Origin of the sequence: Streptomyces sp. NRRL F-2580 (genome assembly GCF_000720115.1) — a bacterium.
In the GTDB taxonomy this organism is placed as follows: domain Bacteria; phylum Actinomycetota; class Actinomycetes; order Streptomycetales; family Streptomycetaceae; genus Streptomyces.
In genome coordinates this window covers 78076-95877 of sequence record NZ_JOIR01000005.1, presented here as the reverse complement: position 1 = coordinate 95877, position 17802 = coordinate 78076, and the positions used below count along the sequence as shown (strand labels likewise).

The window sequence follows — 17802 nt, the reverse complement described above, 5'->3', positions numbered from 1 at the left end:
GGCCCTGTGACCGGCGGACCCGGCGGCCCGACGGTCTTCGACCCGTACACGCTGCCCTCCGACGACAACGTGAACGCGTACACCTTCTGCGTGGAGCTCAAGGGGAGCCAGTGGTTCCTGCAGAAGGGCAAGATGATCTCGTACTACGGGCGCATCGAGTTCAACGGCATCGGCAACGGGCGCTTCGACCGCCTGCTGCGGACCAGCTTCCACTCCCCGCTGCACGCGAGCGACTGGGTGGTCGCCGAGGGCTCGGGCAAGATGCTGCTGGCCGACCGGGCCTTCGACGTGAACTCGTACGACCTCGACAACGGCAACCTGACGATCCGCTCGGGCAACCTGCTCGCGTACCAGCCCACGCTCGCCCTGAAGCAGTCGATCGTCCCGGGCTTCCTGACGCTGATCGGAACCGGGAAGTTCGTGGCGGCGTCCAACGGCCCGGTGGTGTTCATGGAGCCGCCGCTGCGCGTGGACCCGCAGGCGCTGGTGGGTTGGGCGGACTGCCCCTCGCCGTGCCACCACTACGACCACGGCTACATGTCCGGCGTGCTGGGCGGCCTGCGCTCGCTGACCGGCATCGGGGGCAGCTCGGGCGAGGAGCACCAGTTCGAGTTCGTCGGGGCCGGGACGGTGCTGCTGCAGTCGTCGGAGATGCTGATGGCGGAGCAGGCGGTCGGCGCGGTCGGCGCGGGCGCGGCCACGGGCAACGCGCAGGGCGTGCCGGGGGCGGGCCAGGGGCCGATGGGGCAGCTGGGCGTGCCGCGGATGCCGGGACAGCTGGGTGATCTCCAGCGCCGCCTCGGACTGTGAGACCCCGGACATCCGATCTTTGTACGTAATTCAACTTTTTAGGTAGAGTTCATTCATGGAGACCATGGAGACCGAGACGGCCACCCGCTGGCTGACCGACGCCGAGCAGTGCGCATGGCGCACCCACCTGGACGTCAGCAGACTGCTGATGCACCAGCTGGAAAAGGATCTCCAGCCCTTCGGACTCACCAACAACGACTACGAGATCCTCGTGAACCTCTCGGAGTCGCAGGACCACAGGATGCGGATGAGCGACCTCGCCACCGCCACCCTGCAGTCCAAGAGCCGACTGTCGCACCAGATCACGCGCATGGAGACGGCGGGCCTCGTGCGCCGGGTGAACTGCGAGTCCGACCGCCGCGGCCTGTACGCGGTGCTCACCGACGAGGGCATGGAGACGATGCGCAAGGTCGCCCCGCACCACGTGGCGTCCGTCCGCCAGCACTTCATCGACCTGCTGCCGCCGGAGGCCCTGGCGGCGCTGCGCGCCTCGCTGACCCCGGTCGCGGATCACCTGCGCGGCACCCGCGGCAAGGTCTGAGCCCCGGGCGCTCGACGCGCCCCGCACGGCGGTCGGCCGGACAATGGGCACTATCCGCCCGCTGCCGGCCGCCGCCGCGTAACCGTAAGCGCCATGGCCGGCCTGAGGAGGTCCAGTCATGAAGCGCAACACGTACATCTCTGCGGCCGCGTCCGTGGTCCTGATCGTGGGAGGCCCGGTGGCGGCCGCGACAGCGGCATCCGCCGACACCGCGAGAAGCGTCACGGCGGCCGCGGCCGCCGTCCCCTCCGCCGAGACGGCCGAGGAGGCATCGGCGGCGGCCCTGAAGCACTACCCGGGCGTCGTCGAGTCCCTCGACAAGGACGGCACCGTCTGGAACGTCGACGTGATCAGCAAGGACGGCAAGGGCCACGCCGAACTGGAAGTGGCGGCCGACGGCACGGTCACCGAGCTCAATCGCGATACGGACGAGAACGCCGCCGAGCACAAGGACCTGGTCGCCGCCAAGGTCACCGCCGAACAGGCGATGAAGGCGGCCCTGGCCGCCCACCCCGGACAGGTCTGGTCCCTCAACTGGGAGGACGGCGAGGACGGCGGCGCCCCCTACTGGGAGGTCGAGGTCAGGTCCTCCGACGGCAAGACCTGGAACGCCCACGTCGACCACGCCACGGGCAAGGTGACCGAGTCCGGCTCCGACACGGACGACAACGACGACAGCAACTGACCCCGTCCAGCCCCGCCGGCGTTTGAGGCGCGGGGGCTCGGGGGCAGCGCCCCCGCCACGGCGGCGCACCCCGCCCCCCGCCTCAGCCCCAGGCCCAGGCCCAGGCTCAGGCCTCGGTCAGCGTCGCCAGCAGGGCGTCCGCGGCCGCGTACGGATCCAGCTCGCCCACGGCAACCCTCGCGGCCAGCGCGTCCAGATGCGCGTCACCCCGCAGGTCCGCCATCCGCGCCCGCAGGGCCGTCACGGCGATGGTCTCCACCTCCCGGGCGGCCCGCGCCGCGCGCCGCTCGGCCAGCACCCCCCGCTCGTCCATCCACGCCCGGTGCTTCTCCAGCGCCTCGACCAGCTCGTCGATGCCCTGCCCGCGCGCCGCCACCGTCTTGACGATCGGCGGCCGCCAGTCCTCCCGGCCCCGCGCCTCGCCCAGCCCCAGCATGTGGTTCAGCTCCCGGGCCGTCGCGTCCGCGCCGTCCCGGTCCGCCTTGTTCACCACGTACACGTCACCGATCTCCAGGATCCCCGCCTTCGCGGCCTGGATCCCGTCGCCCATCCCGGGGGCCAGCAGCACCACCGAGGTGTCGGCCTGCGAGGCGATCTCCACCTCCGACTGGCCGACGCCGACCGTCTCGACCAGGATCACCTCGCAGCCGGCCGCGTCCAGCACCCGGATCGCCTGCGGGGCGGCCCACGCCAGCCCGCCCAGGTGCCCCCGGGTGGCCATGGAGCGGATGTAGACCCCCGGGTCCGAGGCATGGTCCGACATCCGCACCCGGTCGCCGAGCAGCGCGCCGCCCGAGAAGGGCGAGGACGGGTCGACGGCGAGGACGCCGACCCGCTTCCCGGCCTTGCGGTACGCGGACACCAGCGCCGAGGTCGAGGTCGACTTGCCGACGCCCGGCGATCCCGTCAGCCCGACCACGTACGCCCCGCCCGTGAGCGGGGCCAGCGCGGCCATCACCTCCCGCAGCTGCGGGGACGCCCCCTCGACCAGCGAGATCAGCCGGGCCACCGCTCTCGGCCGGCCCTCACGCGCCTGGGCCACCAGCTGGGGGACGTCCACCGCCGTCATACGTGCTGCGCTCCTCGGTTCTCGTACGGGTACGGGTGCGGGTACGGTCGGGCCGCCGGGCACCCGTGATGGGGGCCCGGCGGCCCGGCGGTGCCTACTTGGCGACGCGGACGATCAGGGCGTCGCCCTGGCCACCGCCGCCGCACAGCGCGGCCGCGCCGATCCCGCCACCGCGGCGCTTCAGCTCCAGCGCCAGGTGCAGCACCACACGCGCACCGGACATGCCGATCGGGTGGCCCAGGGCGATGGCGCCACCGTTGACGTTCACCTTTTCCGGGCTCACGCCGAGGTCCTTCATTGACTGCACGGCGACCGCGGCGAAGGCCTCGTTGATCTCGATGAGGTCCAGGTCGGAGACCTCCAGGCCCTCCTTCTTCAGGGCGTGCAGGATCGCGTTGGACGGCTGCGACTGGAGGGAGTTGTCCGGGCCCGCGACGTTGCCGTGGGCGCCGATCTCGGCGATCCACTCCAGGCCGAGCTCCTCGGCCTTCGCCTTGCTCATCACGACCACGGCGGCCGCGCCGTCGCTGATCTGGGAGGAGGTGCCGGCGGTGATCGTGCCGTCCTTGGCGAAGGCGGGGCGCAGCTTGCCGAGGGACTCCGCGGTGGTCTCGGGGCGGATGCCCTCGTCCGCCGAGAAGATGACCGGCTCGCCCTTGCGCTGCGGGATCTCGACCGGGGTGATCTCGGCCTCGAAGACGCCGTTCTTCTGCGCGGCCGCGGCCCGCTGGTGCGAGGCGGCGGCGAACTCGTCCTGCGGGGCGCGCTCGATGCCCAGGCGGGTGTTGTGCTTCTCGGTCGACTCGCCCATCGCGATGTTCTCGAAGGCGTCGGTGAGGCCGTCGTAGGCCATCGCGTCGAGCATCTCGATGGCGCCGTACTTGAAGCCCTCGCGGGACTTGGGCAGCAGGTGCGGGGCGTTGGTCATGGACTCCTGACCGCCCGCGACCACGATGTCGAACTCGCCCGCGCGGATCAGCTGGTCGGCGAGCGCGATCGCGTCGAGGCCCGAGAGGCACACCTTGTTGATGGTGAGCGCGGGGACGTTCATCGGGATGCCGGCCTTGACCGCCGCCTGGCGGGCGGGGATCTGGCCCGCGCCGGCCTGCAGCACCTGGCCCATGATCACGTACTGCACCTGGTCACCGGAGATCCCGGCCCGGTCCAGCGCGGACTTGATGGCGAAGCCGCCGAGGTCGGCACCCGAGAAGGACTTGAGCGAGCCGAGCAGCCGCCCCATGGGCGTGCGGGCCCCGGCGACGATCACAGAAGTGGTGTTGTTCGATCCGGACATGAGGCACAGCCCCTTGGATGAGGAGTGAACGAGGGTTTACGTGAATGTACTGGGCGGTACCGCAGCGGTCACCGGGCTGCCGGTGTGATCGCGCGCACGTTGCGTGACCGCCCCCTTCGGCGGTGCACTGTCACCATGCTGACAAGAATCGACCACATCGGGATCGCCTGCTTCGACCTGGACAAGACCGTCGAGTTCTACCGTGCCACGTACGGCTTCGAGGTGTTCCACTCCGAGGTCAACGAGGAGCAGGGTGTCCGCGAGGCCATGCTGAAGATCAACGAGACGTCCGACGGCGGCGCCTCCTACCTCCAGCTGCTGGAGCCCACCCGCGAGGACTCCGCGGTGGGCAAGTGGCTGGCCAAGAACGGCGAGGGGGTCCACCACATCGCCTTCGGCACCGAGGACGTCCAGGGCGACTCGGAGGCCATCCGCGGCAAGGGCGTCCGCGTCCTCTACGACCAGCCCCGCACCGGCTCCATGGGCTCCTCGATCACCTTCCTGCACCCCAAGGACTGCCACGGCGTCCTCACCGAACTGGTCACCTCCAACCCCGAGCACTGATGGACCACTGATGGCCCGATTCCCCGGCCGGTAGAGTGGCCATGGCTCGGCCGGGGTTCGGTGCGGAGACGGGGTCGGGGCCTGTGACCCCTGCCCCGGTATCTGACACCATTCCCCCGGGGGCGTCGTTCAGCGGGCGAGCGATGCTCATTTGGGAGTGAGCTTGCGACCAGGGGACGGATGGGACCGCGCTGTGCGGGGCTACGAAAGCCAGGAGAGCCATCAGGCCGGGGCCGACCATCTCTCGCGCTTCGAAGCCGAGATGGAGCGGCTGAAGAAGGAGCGCGGGAAGGCCGTCCAGCACGCTGAGGACCTGGGATACCAGGTCGAGGTGCTGCGCGCCAAGCTCCACGAGGTACGTCGATCGCTGGCGTCCCGCCCCGCCTACGACGGCGCGGACATGGGCTACCAGGCGGAGCAGCTGCTCCGCAATGCCCAGATCCAGGCCGACCAGATGCGCTCCGACGCCGAGCGCGAGCTGCGCGACGCCCGGGCGCAGACCCAGCGCATCCTCCAGGAGCACGCCGAGCACCAGGCGCGTCTCCAGGCGGAGCTGCACGCCGAGGCCGTCAACCGCCGCCAGCGGCTGGACCAGGAGCTCAACGAGCGCCGTCAGACCGTCGAGGCGCACGTCAACGAGAACGTGGCGTGGGCCGAGCAGCTGCGCGCCCGTACGGAGTCCCAGGCGCGCCGGCTCATGGAGGAGTCCCGCGCCGAGGCCGAGCAGTCCCTGAACGCCGCCCGCGCCGAGGCCGCCCGGGTCGCCGAGGAGACCCGGCGCCGGATGGCCGCCGACGCGGAGGCCGCCCGCTCGGAGGCCGAGGCCACGCTGCTGCGCGCCCGCAAGGAGGCCGAGCGGCTGCTGACCGCCGCCTCCGCGCAGGCCCAGGAGGCCACCGAGCACGCGGAGCGGCTGCGTTCCACCACTTCCGCCGAGGCCGAGCAGACCCGGCAGCAGACCATGGACCTCGGCCGGGTGGCCGAGTCCCGCGCGCAGGAGGCCGAGGCGGCGCTGCGCGAGGCCCGGGCCGAGGCCGAGCGGGTCCTCGCCGAGGCCAAGGAGAGCGCGGCCCGCCAGCTCGCGTCGGCGGAGTCCGTCAACGAGCAGCGCACCCGCACCGCCAAGGAGCAGGTCGCCCGGCTGGTCGGCGAGGCCACCAAGGAGGCCGAGGCCCTCAAGGCGGAGGCCGAACAGGCCCTGGCCGACGCCCGCGCGGACGCCGAGCGGCAGCGCACCGAGGCCGGCGAGCAGGCCCGTACGGCCGCGGCCGAGGACATGGCGGCGCAGCTGGCGAAGGCCGCCCGCACCGCCGAGGACGTACTGAACAAGGCCTCGGAGGACGCTCGGGCCACCACCCGGGCCGCGTCCGAGGAGGCCGAGCGGATCCGCCGCGAGGCCGAGGCCGAGGCCGACCGGCTGCGCCTGCAGGCCGCGGCCACGGCCGACGAGCTCAAGGGCGCCGCGAAGGACGACACCGAGGAGTACCGGGCCCGCACGGTCGAACTCCAGGCAGAGGCCCGGCGGCTGCGCGGCGAGGCCGAGCAGCTGCGCGCGGAGGCCGTCGCCGAGGGCGAGCGGATCCGCGGCGAGGCCCGCCGCGAGGCGGTCCAGCAGATCGAGGAGGCGGCCCGGACCGCCGAGGAACTGCTCGGCAAGGCCAAGGCGGACGCGGACGAGCTGCGCGGCGGGGCGACCGCCGAGAGCGAGCGGGTCCGCGCCGAGGCCGTCGAGCGGGCCGGCACCCTGCGCAAGCAGGCCGAGGAGACCCTGGAGCGGACCCGCGCCGAGGCCGAGCGGCTGCACGCCGAGGCCGAGGAGCGGGCCGAGGCCGTACGCGCCGAGGCCGACGCCGCGGCCCTGGCGCGGCGCGAGGAGACCGAGCAGGCGGTCGCCGCCCGGCGGGCGGAGGCCGACGAGGAGCTCGTACGGCTGCACACCGAAGCCGAGGGCCGGCTGACGACGGCCGAGCAGACGCTGCGCGACGCCCGCGGGGCGGCGGAGAACATCCGCCGGGAGACCGCGGAGGAGACCGACCGGCTGCGCGCCGAGTCGGCCGAGCGGATCCGCACCCTGCAGACGCAGGCCGAGGCGGAGGCCGACCAGCTGCGCACCGACGCGGCGCAGGACGCCGGGCGGGTGCGCGCGGAGGCCGAGCAGGTCGCCGTACGGCTGCGCGGCGAGGCCGAGGCCGAGGCCGAGCGGGTGCGCTCGGAGGCGCAGGAGACCGCGGACCGGCTGCGCGCCGAGGCGAAGGCGGCGGCCGAGCGGGTCGCCGAGGAGGCCGCGGAGGCCCTCTCCGCCGCGCAGGAGGAGGCCGCCCGGCGCCGCCGGGAGTCCGAGGAGACCCTGGCGTCGGCCCGCACGGACGCGGAGCAGGAGCGGGCGCAGGCCCGCGAGCAGAGCGAGGAGCTGCTGGCCGCGGCCCGCCGCCGCTCGGAGGAGGCGCAGGCCGAGGCGGCCCGCCTGACCGAGGAGGCCGAGCGCCGCGCGTCGGAGCTGGTGTCGGCGGCGGAGGCCACCGCCCAGCAGGTGCGGGACGCCGTGGCGGGGCTGCACGAGCAGGCCGAGGAGGAGATCGCCGGACTGCGCAACGCCGCCGAGCACGCGGCGGAGCGTACGAAGACGGAGGCCGAGGAAGAGGCCGGCCGGGTCCGTTCCGACGCCTACGCGGAACGGGAGCGGGCCACCGAGGACGCCAACCGGGTCCGCAGCGAGGCGCGCGCCGAGACGGACGCGGCGAAGGCGCTGGCCGAGCGGACGGTCGGCGAGGCGATCGCCGAGGCGGAGCAGCTGCGCGGCGACACCGCCGAGTACGCGCAGCGGGTGCGTACGGAGGCCACGGACGCGCTGGCCGCGTCCGAGCGGGACGCGGCGCGCACCCGGGCCGATGCCCGTGACGACGCGAACCGCATCCGCGGCGAGGCGGCGGAGTCCCTGGAGGCCGCGCGCGCCGAGGGCGCCCGGATCACGGCCGAGGCGACGGCGGAGGCCGAGCGGCTCACCGAGGAGACCCTCGCGGCGAACGCGGCCGCGGTCGCCGAGGCCGAGGCGGAGGCCTCGCGGATCACGACCGAGGCTGCGCAGGCGGCGGAGGCCACCCGCGTCGAGGCCGCGGCGACCCTGGACGAGGCCCGCGCCGAGGCCAACCGGCTGCGGACCGAGGCCGCGGAGCAGGTCGACCGGCTCATCACCGAGGCGTCGGCGGAAGCGGACCGGCTCATCGAGGAGACCCGGGCGGCCAACGAGGCCACCGTGGGCGAGGCGGCGGCGAAGGCCGAGCGGCTGGGCGCCGATGCGGCACGGTTCAAGGCGCAGGCGGCGGAGACGCTGGCGAGCGCCGAACGCGACGCCGCGAGGATCATCCTCGACTCGCGTGCCGAGGGCGACCGGCTCATCGAGGAGACCCGGGCGGCCAACGAGGCCACGGTCGGCGAGGCGGCGGCGGAGGCCGAGCGGCTGCGCGCCGAGGCGGCCCGCGTCCTGGACGACGCCCGTGCGGACGGCGGCCGGATCATCGGCGAGGCCACCGCGGAGGCGGACCGCGTCACGGTCGCGGCCAACGAGACGCTGGCGGGCGCCGAGCGGGAGTCCGAGCGGACGCTGGACGAGGCGCGCGCCGAGGCGAACCGGTTGCGCACCGAGGCGGCCGAGCAGGCGGACCGGCTCATCGCCGAGGCGGCGTCCGAGGCGGAGAAGCTCACCGAGCGGACCCGCAAGGACAACGAGCGCACGGTCGGCGAGGCGGCCGGCGAGGCCGAGCGGCTGCGCGCGGACGCGTCGGAGGCGCTGTCCTCGGCGCAGGAGCACGCGACCCGTACCCGCTCGGAGGCCGAGCGGGTCAAGGCGGAGGCGGCGGCCGCGGCGGAGCGGATCCGTGCGGAGGCCCGCACGGAGTCGGAGCGGCTGCTGGACGAGGCCCGCGAGGAGGCCAACAAGCGGCGCAGCGAGGCGGCGGAGCAGGTCGACCGGCTCATCACGGAGGCTTCCGCGGAGGCCGACAAGCTCACGGGCGACGCGCAGCAGCAGGCCCTCGCCGCCACCACGGCGGCCGAGGAGCAGGCCGACGCGATGGTCGACGCGGCCCGCAAGGAGGCGGCGCGGATCACCTCGGAGGCGACCGTCGAGGGCAACTCCCTGGTGGAGAAGGCCCGGACGGACGCGGACGAGCTGCTGGTCGGCGCGCGCACGGACGCGGCTGCCATAAGGGAGCGGGCGGAGGAGCTGCGCGGCCGCGTCGAGAGCGAGGTCGAGGAGCTGCACGAGCGGGCCCGCCGGGAGTCCGCCGAGCAGATGAAGTCGGCCGGCGAGCGCGTGGACAAGCTGGTGCGCGCGGCGACCGAGCAGAGCGTCGAGGCCGAGGCGAAGGCCAAGGCCCTGGTGTCGGACGCGAGCAGCGAGGCGAGCAAGGTGCGCATCGCGGCGGTGCGCAAGGCGGAGGCGCTGCTCAAGGAGGCCGAGCAGAAGAAGGCGGAGCTGGCCCGGGAGGCCGAGAAGGCTCTCGCGGAGGCCAAGGCGGAGGCCGAACGCCTCGTCGACGAGGGCCGCCGTGAGCTGGAGGTCCTGGTGCGTCGGCGCGAGGACATTCAGGCGGAGATCTCCCGTGTCCAGGACGTTCTTGAGGCGTTGGAATCATTCGAGGCGCCTTCGGGCGGCGGGAAGCCGGCGGTCGGCGGCCAGGGCGCGGGGGGCGTGAAGGCAGGAGTGACCGCGGGGTCCACTCGTTCGGGTGGCAAGACGTCAGAGGGCTAGTCAAACCCGACGGGAATGTGTCCACCTGATGGAGGTTCAGGCGAACGAGTGACAAGCATTCTGTCGCCTTGCCACTCAAAAGGGGTGTCATTGTCCAGATCAAACGTGGATTGACTCGATGACACGCCGCTCGGGCGCCTAGGATTCCCCTTAACACCTCACGTAGCACCTCATCGGTCTCATTCGACAGGAACCCCATGAGCGACACTTCCTCCCCCTTCGGCTTCGAGCTCGTGCGGCGTGGTTACGACCGTGGTCAGGTGGACGACCGCATTACCAAGCTGGTCTCCGACCGCGACAGCGCCCTTGGACGTATCAACTCTCTGGAAAAGCGGATCGAGGAGTTGCACCTCGAGACGCAGAACGCCCAGGCCCAGGTGAACGACGCCGAGCCGTCGTACGCCGGTCTCGGCGCCCGGGTCGAGAAGATCCTTCGGCTGGCCGAGGAGGAGGCGAAGGACCTGCGCGAGGAGGCCCGTCGCGCGGCCGAGCAGCACCGCGAGCTCGCCGAGTCGGCCGCCCAGCAGGTGCGCAACGACGCCGAGTCGTTCGCCGCCGACCGCAAGTCGAAGGCGGAGGACGAGGGCGTCCGCATCGTCGAGAAGGCGAAGGGCGACGCGTCGACCCTGCGCGCGGAGGCCCAGAAGGACGCGGCCTCCAAGCGCGAGGAGGCCGACGCGCTGTTCGAGGAGACCCGTGCCAAGGCCGCGCAGGCCGCCGCGGACTTCGAGACCAACCTGGCCAAGCGCCGTGAGCAGTCCGAGCGCGACCTGGCCTCGCGTCAGGCCAAGGCCGAGAAGCGTCTCGCCGAGATCGAGCACCGCGCGGAGCAGCTGCGCCTGGAGGCCGAGAAGCTGCGTACGGACGCGGAGCGCCGCGCCCGGCAGACCGTGGAGACCGCTCAGCGCCAGGCCGAGGACATCGTGGCCGATGCCAACGCCAAGGCGGACCGTATCCGCAGCGAGTCCGAGCGCGAGCTGGCGGCGCTCACCAACCGCCGCGACTCCATCAACGCGCAGCTGACGAACGTCCGCGAGATGCTGGCGACGCTCACCGGTGCGGCCGTCGCGGCGGCCAACCCGATCGTGGACGACGAGCCGGTCAGCCGCGGCGTCCCCGCGCAGCAGAGCCGCTGATCGACCGGCGGGCCGAAACCCGTCACACGCGCTTGGCCCGACCGAGGGCCCTGGGTCACCTTTTCGAGGTGGCGTAGGGCCCTCGGGCGTTCTAGCGTGGCCGCATGATCGAGCTAGAGGGACTTACCAAACGATTCGGCGCGAAGACCGCCGTGGACAACCTCAGCTTCCAGGTCCGACCGGGGGTGGTGACCGGCTTCCTCGGCCCCAACGGGGCAGGGAAGTCCACGACCATGCGCATGATGCTCGACCTCGACAATCCGACCAGCGGGACGGTCCGGATCGACGGGAAGCACTACCGCGAGCTGCCGGAGCCGCTGAAGCACATCGGGGCGCTGCTGGACGCGAAGGCCATGCACGGCGGCCGCAGCGCCTACAACAACCTGCTCTGCCTGGCCCAGTCGAACGAGATCCCGCAGAGCCGGGTCGACGAGGTGCTGGACCTGGTCGGGCTGACGGCCGTGGCGAAGAAGAAGTCCAAAGGATTTTCGCTGGGCATGGGCCAACGGCTGGGAATCGCCTCCGCGCTGCTGGGTGATCCGGAAATCCTGATGTTCGACGAACCCGTCAATGGTCTGGACCCGGAGGGAATTCTCTGGATCCGCAATCTGATGAAGGGCCTGGCGGCGGAGGGGCGAACGATCTTCGTGTCCTCCCATCTGATGAGTGAAATGGCGCTGACCGCAGACCATTTGGTCGTCATTGGTCAAGGGAGGCTTCTGGCCGATCTACCGATGGCCGATTTCATTCAGCAGAACTCCCGCAGTTACGTCCGGCTGCGCTCCCCGCAGCAGGAACGGCTCAAGGACGTCCTGCACGACGCGGGGATCAACGCCGTCAGCGTTCCCGCCACCGGCACGCTGGAGATCGACGGGGCGAGCGCGGAACAGCTCGGCGAGCTCGCCGCCCGGCACCAGATCGTGCTGCACGAGCTCAGCCCGCAACGGGCCTCACTGGAAGAAGCGTTCATGCGCATGACGGCCGACTCCGTCGAATACCACGCCCACGCACCGGGCGCACCCGGCGCCCCGGTCCCGCCGGGCATGGCCGCGGACAACCCCGCCCGGCCGGCCGACGTCCCCGCCTGGGGCGCCGGCTACGAGGCGACGCGCAAGGGCGGCGAGTGACCATGGCCTTCACCGCCGTCCTCAAGTCCGAGTGGACCAAGATCCGCACGGTCGCCTCCACCAGCTGGACCCTCGCCCTCGTCTTCCTCGTCACCACCGGTTTCGCCGCGCTCTTCAGCGCCACGTTCGACAAGAACAATCTGGACGCGGCCCAGCAGGCCACCTTCGACGCCACCGCGATGAGCTTCGCCTCGATGCAGTTCGGACAGCTGGCGATGATCGTCTTCGGTGTGATGGTCGTGAGCACCGAGTACAGCACGGGCATGATCCGCACCTCGCTGGCCGCCGTGCCGCGCCGCGGGCACTTCCTGCTCGGCAAGATGGCGGTGGCGACGGCGCTGGCCCTGGTCGTGGGCCTGCTGACCAGCTTCGTGTCGTTCTTCCTCACCCAGGCGCTCCTCGGTGACCTCGGGATCGGCGTCGGCGAGGAGAACGTGCTGCGCGCCCTGATCGGCGCCGGACTGTACCTGGCGCTGCTCGCCCTGTTCTGCATGGGCGTGGCGGCCATGCTGCGCAGCTCGGTCGCCGCCATCAGCATCCTGATCCCGTTCTTCCTGATCGTCTCGAACCTCCTGAACGGTTTCGAGGCGACCCGTACGGTCGGCCAGTACCTGCCGAGCAACGCCGGGGCGCGGATCATGCAGGTCGTACCCAACGCCTTCGGGTCCCCCGAGACCCCGTACGGACCGTGGGGCGGCTTCGGGATCATGGTCCTCTGGACGCTGGCCGCGGTACTCGGGGGCTACGCCGTCCTCCGCAAGAGGGACGCCTGACCTCCTGCTGACGTACTACGGGGGATCCCCGGGTCGGTCTCAGGGGCAGCTCAGGGATCCGGCCCGGGACGGAACCAGAGGAAGCTCGTTATCCTCTTAACCCTTACGCGGGCGAAAGTCGTCCCGGCCTGGTAAGGGGCAGCAAGATGATCGAGGCAGTCGGCCTGACCAAGCGCTACGGCGCCAAGACCGCCGTCGACCAGCTGTCCTTCCAGGTCAAGCCGGGTCACGTCACGGGATTCCTCGGGCCCAACGGCTCCGGGAAGTCCACCACCATGCGCATGATCGTGGGCCTGGACCGGCCCACCTCCGGTCACGTCACGATCAACGGCCAGCCCTTCCGGGACCTCCCGAACGCCCAGCGGCACGTCGGGGCCCTGCTCGACGCCAAGGCCGTGCACGGCGGCCGCAGGGCCCGTACCCACCTGCTGTCCATCGCCCAGCTCTCCGGGATCCCGGAGAAGCGGGTGGACGAGGTGCTGGCCGTGGTCGGGCTCCAGGACGCCGCCAGGCAGCGCACGAAGGGCTTCTCGCTCGGCATGGGCCAGCGGCTCGGCATCGCCACCGCCCTGCTCGGCGACCCGCGGGTGCTGCTCTTCGACGAGCCGGTCAACGGGCTCGACCCGGAGGGCATCCTCTGGGTCCGCAACCTCATGCGCCGGCTCGCCGCCGAGGGCCGCACCGTCTTCGTCTCCTCGCACCTGATGAGCGAGATGGCGCTGACCGCCGACCACCTGATCGTGATCGGGCGGGGCCGGCTGCTGGCCGACATGGGCACCCAGGAGTTCATCGCGCACAACTCGGCCGGATTCGCTCGGGTGCGCGCGGCCGACACTGATCCGGATGGCCGGGACACGCTGGGTACGGCCCTCACCAAGGCGGGCGGCCGGGTGCTCCAGGAGCCCGACGGAGCACTGCGCGTGACCGGCCTGGAGCTGCCCCGCATCTCGGACCTCGCGCACGGGGCGGGCGTACGGCTGTGGGAGCTGTCACCGCACCACGCCTCGCTGGAGGAGGCGTACATGCGGATGACCCAGTCCGCCGTCGAGTACACCTCCACCGAGGACCCGCGGGCCGAGCTCTGGGAGCCCGAACCGCTGACCCTCCCGGCGTGGGAGGAGGAACCGGCGCCGCCGGAGGTCCCGCAGACGGGGTTCTTCGCGCCGCCGCCACCCGCAGCGGGCGGGCAGCCCTTCCTCATGCCCGGCAGTCCCGGCGAGCTCACGAGCACCGCCAAGAAATCCCCCGAGGACACACGATGACCCCGACGACCACGACGCCGGAGCGGCCCCGGAGCTACAGTTCCACCCTCCCCACGCCGCGGCCGCACCTGGGGCACGCCGTGGCCTCGGAGTGGACCAAGCTGGTCTCCCTCCGCTCCACCCTGTGGACGCTGGGCTCGCTCGTGCTCATCGTCGTGGGCGTCGGGCTGCTCTTCGTCTCGCAGACCTCGGACGGGGACTACGAGGGGATCACCTTCACCACACCCGCCCTCTTCGGCCTCCTGGTCGGGGAGATCGCGGTGGTGGTCCTCGGCGTGCTGACCATCACCTCCGAGCACGGCACCGGGCTGGCACGGACCACGTTCACCGCCGCCCCGGACCGGTACCGGGTGCTCACCGCGAAGTACCTCGTCTTCAGCGCCACGGCCCTGGTCACCACCGCGCTGTCCGTCTTCGTGGTCGGGATCGCCGCGTCGCTCGTCCACGACGGCGCCGCGGCCGGCTCGCACGCCTTCCACGAGTGGCTCGGCGCGCTGCTCGGCTGCCTCTACGTCACCCTGCTCGGCGTGCTCGCGCTCGCGATCGGCGCCCTCGTGCGGCACTCCGCCGGGGCGATCGCCGTCATGCTCGGCCTCGTCACGCTGCCGCCGGTGATAGGGGCGATGCTCAGCAGCTGGGAGGTCGTGGCGCCGGTCGGGCGGGCGATCCTCCAGCGCAACGTGCCGGTGGCACTGAGCCAGCTCTTCGGCATGAAGGAGGGCGGCGACCTGGGCGCGGCGCCCAGCACCCTCTCGCACGTGCTGCTCATCGTGCTGGTGACGGGCGCGGCCGTGACCGCCTCGTACCTGTCGGTCGGCCGCCGGGACGTCTAAGGCCGCCCCGGGGTGCTCTAGTACCTCGGCGCGTTACGCGACCGCTGCACCTTTGAGGTGCGGCGGTCCTTCGCGTTCCAGCACGCCTTGTGCCAGTGCCGCCGGTCGTCCACGCCGCCGTACTCCGGCCAGGCCACCAGGTGCGGGGTGCCGGAGGGGATCTCCTGGTCGCAGCCGGGGCAGCGGTAGCGCTTGCCGGCCGCGCTGGCACCGGCGACGTGCCGGACCTTCCAGTCCTCGCCCTGGTACTCCTCCGTGCGCTCCAGCCCGTAGCGGTCGAGGCCGGTGCCGGGGCGTTCGTCCGGGGTCTCGCCGCCCCTGGGGCGGCTGTTGCGCGGTGACACGTATACCTCACGGAAGGGCGGACGGCAGTGACTTTCTCCCAGACTACGCGCAGCGAGGCCGGGTACCCGCAGGGTGGCTGAGGAAGGCGTCGGCGCGAAGAGGAATGGCCCGACAATCCCAATAACTTTCCTGTGGGCCCGTGCCTTTGGCACGTGTCAGACGTTGTTGCCATAGGAAGAACCGGTCCACCTGGGGGAGGCCGCGTCAGCCGCGAGGAGGCTAAAGGCGATGCGCGTAGGAGCGTTTGTACTGGCGGCCCAGTTCCCGGGCCAGGGACAGGGAGAGGCGCTGCACCGGGCGGTGCGGACCGCCGAGGTGGCCGAGGAGGCCGGGCTCGACTCGGTCTGGCTCGCCGAACACCACTTCGTCCCGTACGGGGTCTGCCCCTCGGCGGTGACCCTGGCGGCCCTGCTGCTCGGCCGGACCCGACGGCTGCGGGTGGGCACGGCGGTGAGCGTGCTGCCGAGCACGCACCCGGTGGCCCTCGGCGAGCAGGCGGCGCTGCTCCACGTGACCTCGGGCGGCCGGTTCACCCTGGGGGTCGGCCGCGGCGGGCCGTGGGTCGACCTGGAAGTGTTCGGGGGCGGTCTGGACTCGTACGAGAACGGTTTCCCGGAGGCCCTGGACCTGCTGCGGCGCTGGCTGACGGAGGCGCGGGTGGGAGCCGCCGGCGAGCGGTACGGCTTCCGCGAGGTGGCCGTCGTACCGCGGCCGTCGGAGGCCCTGGACGGGGACGGCTCGGGGCCGGAGGTCATCGTGGCGTGCACCTCTCCCGCTTCCGTGCGGCTGGCCGCGCAGCGGGGGCTGCCGATGCTCCTCGGCATGCACTGCGGGGACGAGACCAAGGCGGAGATGGTCGCGCTGTGGCGCGGCACGGCGCTGGCGGCGGGCCACTCGCGGGAGCACGTCGCCGGCGCGGGACACGTCTCCGCCGGGGTGTGCCAGCTCGCGGACCGCACGGCGGACGCCCGCGAGACCCTGCTCAAGGCGATGCCGGGCTGGCTCAAGCAGGGCCTGGACGCGCACGTGACCGTGGACGGGCGCGTACGCGCGATGCGGGATCCGCTCGCGTACACGGAACTGCTGTGCGACCTGCACCCGGTGGGCACCCCGGAGGTGGCAGCGGACCGGCTGGCGGTCACGTCCGCACGGACGGGGATCACACGCTTCGCCCTCCTGACGGAGGGCTCCGGCGATCTCGCCGCGACGGAGGAGAACGTACGACGACTCGGCGTCGAGGTCCTGCCCCGCCTCGGCTGAGATCTACCGGACCTGCTCAGCAGTCCCGCAGTTCCGGCGACTGGTTGAGCAGCTGACCGCGGATCGAAGTGAACTTGGCCAGCCGGTCGTCCACCGAGGGGTTCAGCGGGAACACCGCAACCCGGTGACAGTTCTGGAATGCCAGGCGCACTCCGAAGTGCCGCTGCAGGGCACCCCGTATCGCGTCACTCGCGAGGGCACGCAGCAGCTGCCCCCGCGCCTGCTCGTCGGGCGGCGGCGTCTGGTTGTCGGCGAACTGTCCGCCGTCCACCTTCAGCTGGGCCACCAGCGAGCTGATCATCTCCCATGCGTAGGGCAGGGAGGTCCGGACGCAGTCGACGAAAGCGGCTTCGTCGACCTCGCCTCGCTCGGCCTGTTCGAGTAGGGCCGGTGAGACGTCGAGCGACATGGGTTCTCCTCTCGCGACCCCGGCTGATTGGGTTGCCGGAGCCTTACGGGCAGGGAAGGAGGCCGCGACGCACAGTGCACGCTCCGCCACCTCCCGCTCACCACGGTAGGCGCCCCATGGGTGGCGCACCAGGAGAATGCGCATACAACGCGCCATCCGCGAAGGGGGCTTTCAGGGGCGAATCGCGTGGAGGCCTTCTCGTCGAGTAGCGTTGCCGACCATGCGTCTCGTCATTGCCCGCTGCTCCGTCGACTACGCGGGCCGGCTCACCGCCCATCTGCCCTCGGCACCCCGTCTGATCCTCGTGAAGGCCGACGGCAGTGTCTCGATCCACGCGGACGACCGGGCGTACAAACCGCTCAACTGGATGTCGCCCCCGTGCACCCTCAAGGAGGGGAGCGGTGATGACGCCGGGGTGTGGACGGTCATCAACAAGGCGGGCGAGAAGCTCATCATCACCATGGAGGAAGTCCTGCACGACTCCTCCCACGAGCTCGGCACCGACCCGGGACTCATCAAGGACGGCGTCGAGGCACACCTCCAGGAACTCCTGGCGGACCGCATCGAAACGCTGGGTGAGGGCTACACCCTGATCCGGCGCGAGTACATGACCGCGATCGGTCCGGTGGACATCCTGTGCCGGGACGCCTCCGGCGCGACGGTGGCCGTGGAGATCAAGCGGCGCGGCGAGATCGACGGCGTCGAGCAGCTGACCCGCTACCTGGAGCTCCTCAACCGCGACCCGCACCTGTCGCCGGTCCGGGGCATCTTCGCCGCCCAGGAGATCAAGCCGCAGGCCAAGGTGCTGGCGACGGACCGCGGAATGGACTGCGTGGTCCTGGACTACAACGCGCTGCGCGGCATCGAGGACGACAAGCTCCGCCTGTTCTGATCCCCGGCCCCACCCGGCTGCCCGACCGACCGGCTGCCCGACCGAGCGCCCA

The 17802-nt window shown here is 72.0% G+C and carries 16 protein-coding genes; 12 read left to right on the top strand and 4 right to left on the bottom strand.

Features of this window, described 5'->3' with window-relative positions; genetic code table 11:
- Positions 1–6: 6 nt before the first annotated feature.
- The 3 genes from IF88_RS0106535 to IF88_RS41980 all read left to right on the top strand — a co-directional run bounded on the left by IF88_RS0106535 (position 7) and on the right by IF88_RS41980 (position 2036).
- Positions 7–810 (top strand): AIM24 family protein, encoded by an 804-nt coding sequence (locus IF88_RS0106535; RefSeq protein ID WP_030708192.1) that lies wholly within the window; start codon positions 7–9, stop codon positions 808–810.
- A gap of 64 nt (positions 811–874) precedes the next feature.
- A complete protein-coding gene (locus IF88_RS0106530) occupies positions 875–1351 on the top strand; it encodes a MarR family winged helix-turn-helix transcriptional regulator (RefSeq protein ID WP_030708190.1) in 477 nt (158 codons plus the stop codon).
- A 118-nt stretch (positions 1352–1469) separates the two neighbouring features.
- Positions 1470–2036, top strand: coding sequence for a PepSY domain-containing protein (locus IF88_RS41980; protein WP_051836537.1), 567 nt, complete (start codon positions 1470–1472; stop codon positions 2034–2036).
- Positions 2037–2142: 106 nt separating this feature from the next.
- Here the strand turns inward: IF88_RS41980 and meaB are convergent, their stop codons facing one another.
- Together meaB and IF88_RS0106515 are read right to left on the bottom strand one after the other, a co-directional pair.
- Positions 2143–3105 (bottom strand): methylmalonyl Co-A mutase-associated GTPase MeaB, encoded by a 963-nt coding sequence (gene meaB / locus IF88_RS0106520; protein WP_030708186.1) that lies wholly within the window; start codon positions 3103–3105, stop codon positions 2143–2145.
- 94 nt (positions 3106–3199) lie between these two features.
- Positions 3200–4399, bottom strand: a complete 1200-nt coding sequence (locus IF88_RS0106515; RefSeq protein WP_030708183.1) for an acetyl-CoA C-acetyltransferase — start codon at positions 4397–4399, stop codon at positions 3200–3202.
- Between the two features lie 135 nt (positions 4400–4534).
- Between IF88_RS0106515 and mce the strand changes: the two genes are divergently transcribed.
- The 7 genes from mce (at position 4535) to IF88_RS0106480 (ending at position 14844) form a co-directional block, all read left to right on the top strand.
- Positions 4535–4963 carry a methylmalonyl-CoA epimerase gene (mce, locus tag IF88_RS0106510; protein ID WP_008738238.1) on the top strand — a complete coding sequence of 143 codons (429 nt, stop codon included), beginning with the start codon at positions 4535–4537 and terminating at the stop codon, positions 4961–4963.
- 193 nt (positions 4964–5156) lie between these two features.
- The gene (gene scy, locus IF88_RS0106505) at positions 5157–9713 is read left to right on the top strand and encodes a polarized growth protein Scy (RefSeq protein WP_030708182.1); all 4557 of its coding nucleotides are present in this window, start codon (positions 5157–5159) and stop codon (positions 9711–9713) included.
- A gap of 197 nt (positions 9714–9910) precedes the next feature.
- Complete coding sequence (locus IF88_RS0106500) at positions 9911–10849, top strand: cellulose-binding protein (RefSeq protein ID WP_030708181.1); 939 nt, start codon at positions 9911–9913, stop codon at positions 10847–10849.
- Between the two features lie 104 nt (positions 10850–10953).
- Positions 10954–11976 (top strand): ABC transporter ATP-binding protein, encoded by a 1023-nt coding sequence (locus IF88_RS0106495; RefSeq protein ID WP_030708180.1) that lies wholly within the window; start codon positions 10954–10956, stop codon positions 11974–11976.
- Between the two features lie 2 nt (positions 11977–11978).
- A complete protein-coding gene (locus IF88_RS0106490) occupies positions 11979–12749 on the top strand; it encodes an ABC transporter permease (RefSeq protein ID WP_030708179.1) in 771 nt (256 codons plus the stop codon).
- Between the two features lie 146 nt (positions 12750–12895).
- Complete coding sequence (locus IF88_RS0106485; protein WP_030708178.1) at positions 12896–14011, top strand: ABC transporter ATP-binding protein; 1116 nt, start codon at positions 12896–12898, stop codon at positions 14009–14011.
- Positions 14008–14844 carry an ABC transporter permease gene (locus IF88_RS0106480; RefSeq protein WP_030708177.1) on the top strand — a complete coding sequence of 279 codons (837 nt, stop codon included), beginning with the start codon at positions 14008–14010 and terminating at the stop codon, positions 14842–14844. The genes IF88_RS0106485 and IF88_RS0106480 overlap by 4 nt, the downstream gene beginning before the upstream one ends.
- A gap of 17 nt (positions 14845–14861) precedes the next feature.
- Here the strand turns inward: IF88_RS0106480 and IF88_RS0106475 are convergent, their stop codons facing one another.
- Positions 14862–15188: a hypothetical protein gene (locus tag IF88_RS0106475; protein ID WP_030708175.1), complete on the bottom strand. Its 327-nt coding sequence runs from the start codon at positions 15186–15188 to the stop codon at positions 14862–14864.
- Positions 15189–15417: 229 nt separating this feature from the next.
- Between IF88_RS0106475 and IF88_RS0106470 the strand changes: the two genes are divergently transcribed.
- Complete coding sequence (locus IF88_RS0106470) at positions 15418–16449, top strand: LLM class flavin-dependent oxidoreductase (RefSeq protein WP_030708173.1); 1032 nt, start codon at positions 15418–15420, stop codon at positions 16447–16449.
- 16 nt (positions 16450–16465) lie between these two features.
- On the opposite strand, the gene IF88_RS0106465 is transcribed toward IF88_RS0106470, so the two are convergent.
- Positions 16466–16858 carry an SCO5389 family protein gene (locus IF88_RS0106465; protein WP_030708170.1) on the bottom strand — a complete coding sequence of 131 codons (393 nt, stop codon included), beginning with the start codon at positions 16856–16858 and terminating at the stop codon, positions 16466–16468.
- A 220-nt stretch (positions 16859–17078) separates the two neighbouring features.
- Between IF88_RS0106465 and nucS the strand changes: the two genes are divergently transcribed.
- A complete protein-coding gene (nucS, locus tag IF88_RS0106460) occupies positions 17079–17750 on the top strand; it encodes an endonuclease NucS (RefSeq protein ID WP_030708169.1) in 672 nt (223 codons plus the stop codon).
- Positions 17751–17802 lie beyond the last annotated feature (52 nt).

Coding starts and splice junctions, on each gene's coding strand:
- IF88_RS0106490 (WP_030708179.1), top strand. CDS start 11,979: ATGGCCTTCACCGCCGTCCTCAAGTCCGAGTGGACCAAGATCCGCACG.
- IF88_RS0106480 (WP_030708177.1), top strand. CDS start 14,008: ATGACCCCGACGACCACGACGCCGGAGCGGCCCCGGAGCTACAGTTCC.
- IF88_RS0106465 (WP_030708170.1), bottom strand. CDS start 16,858: ATGTCGCTCGACGTCTCACCGGCCCTACTCGAACAGGCCGAGCGAGGC.
- IF88_RS0106515 (WP_030708183.1), bottom strand. CDS start 4,399: ATGTCCGGATCGAACAACACCACTTCTGTGATCGTCGCCGGGGCCCGC.
- IF88_RS0106500 (WP_030708181.1), top strand. CDS start 9,911: ATGAGCGACACTTCCTCCCCCTTCGGCTTCGAGCTCGTGCGGCGTGGT.
- IF88_RS0106470 (WP_030708173.1), top strand. CDS start 15,418: ATGCGCGTAGGAGCGTTTGTACTGGCGGCCCAGTTCCCGGGCCAGGGA.
- IF88_RS0106530 (WP_030708190.1), top strand. CDS start 875: ATGGAGACCGAGACGGCCACCCGCTGGCTGACCGACGCCGAGCAGTGC.
- IF88_RS41980 (WP_051836537.1), top strand. CDS start 1,470: ATGAAGCGCAACACGTACATCTCTGCGGCCGCGTCCGTGGTCCTGATC.
- IF88_RS0106485 (WP_030708178.1), top strand. CDS start 12,896: ATGATCGAGGCAGTCGGCCTGACCAAGCGCTACGGCGCCAAGACCGCC.
- nucS (WP_030708169.1), top strand. CDS start 17,079: ATGCGTCTCGTCATTGCCCGCTGCTCCGTCGACTACGCGGGCCGGCTC.
- mce (WP_008738238.1), top strand. CDS start 4,535: ATGCTGACAAGAATCGACCACATCGGGATCGCCTGCTTCGACCTGGAC.
- meaB (WP_030708186.1), bottom strand. CDS start 3,105: ATGACGGCGGTGGACGTCCCCCAGCTGGTGGCCCAGGCGCGTGAGGGC.
- IF88_RS0106495 (WP_030708180.1), top strand. CDS start 10,954: ATGATCGAGCTAGAGGGACTTACCAAACGATTCGGCGCGAAGACCGCC.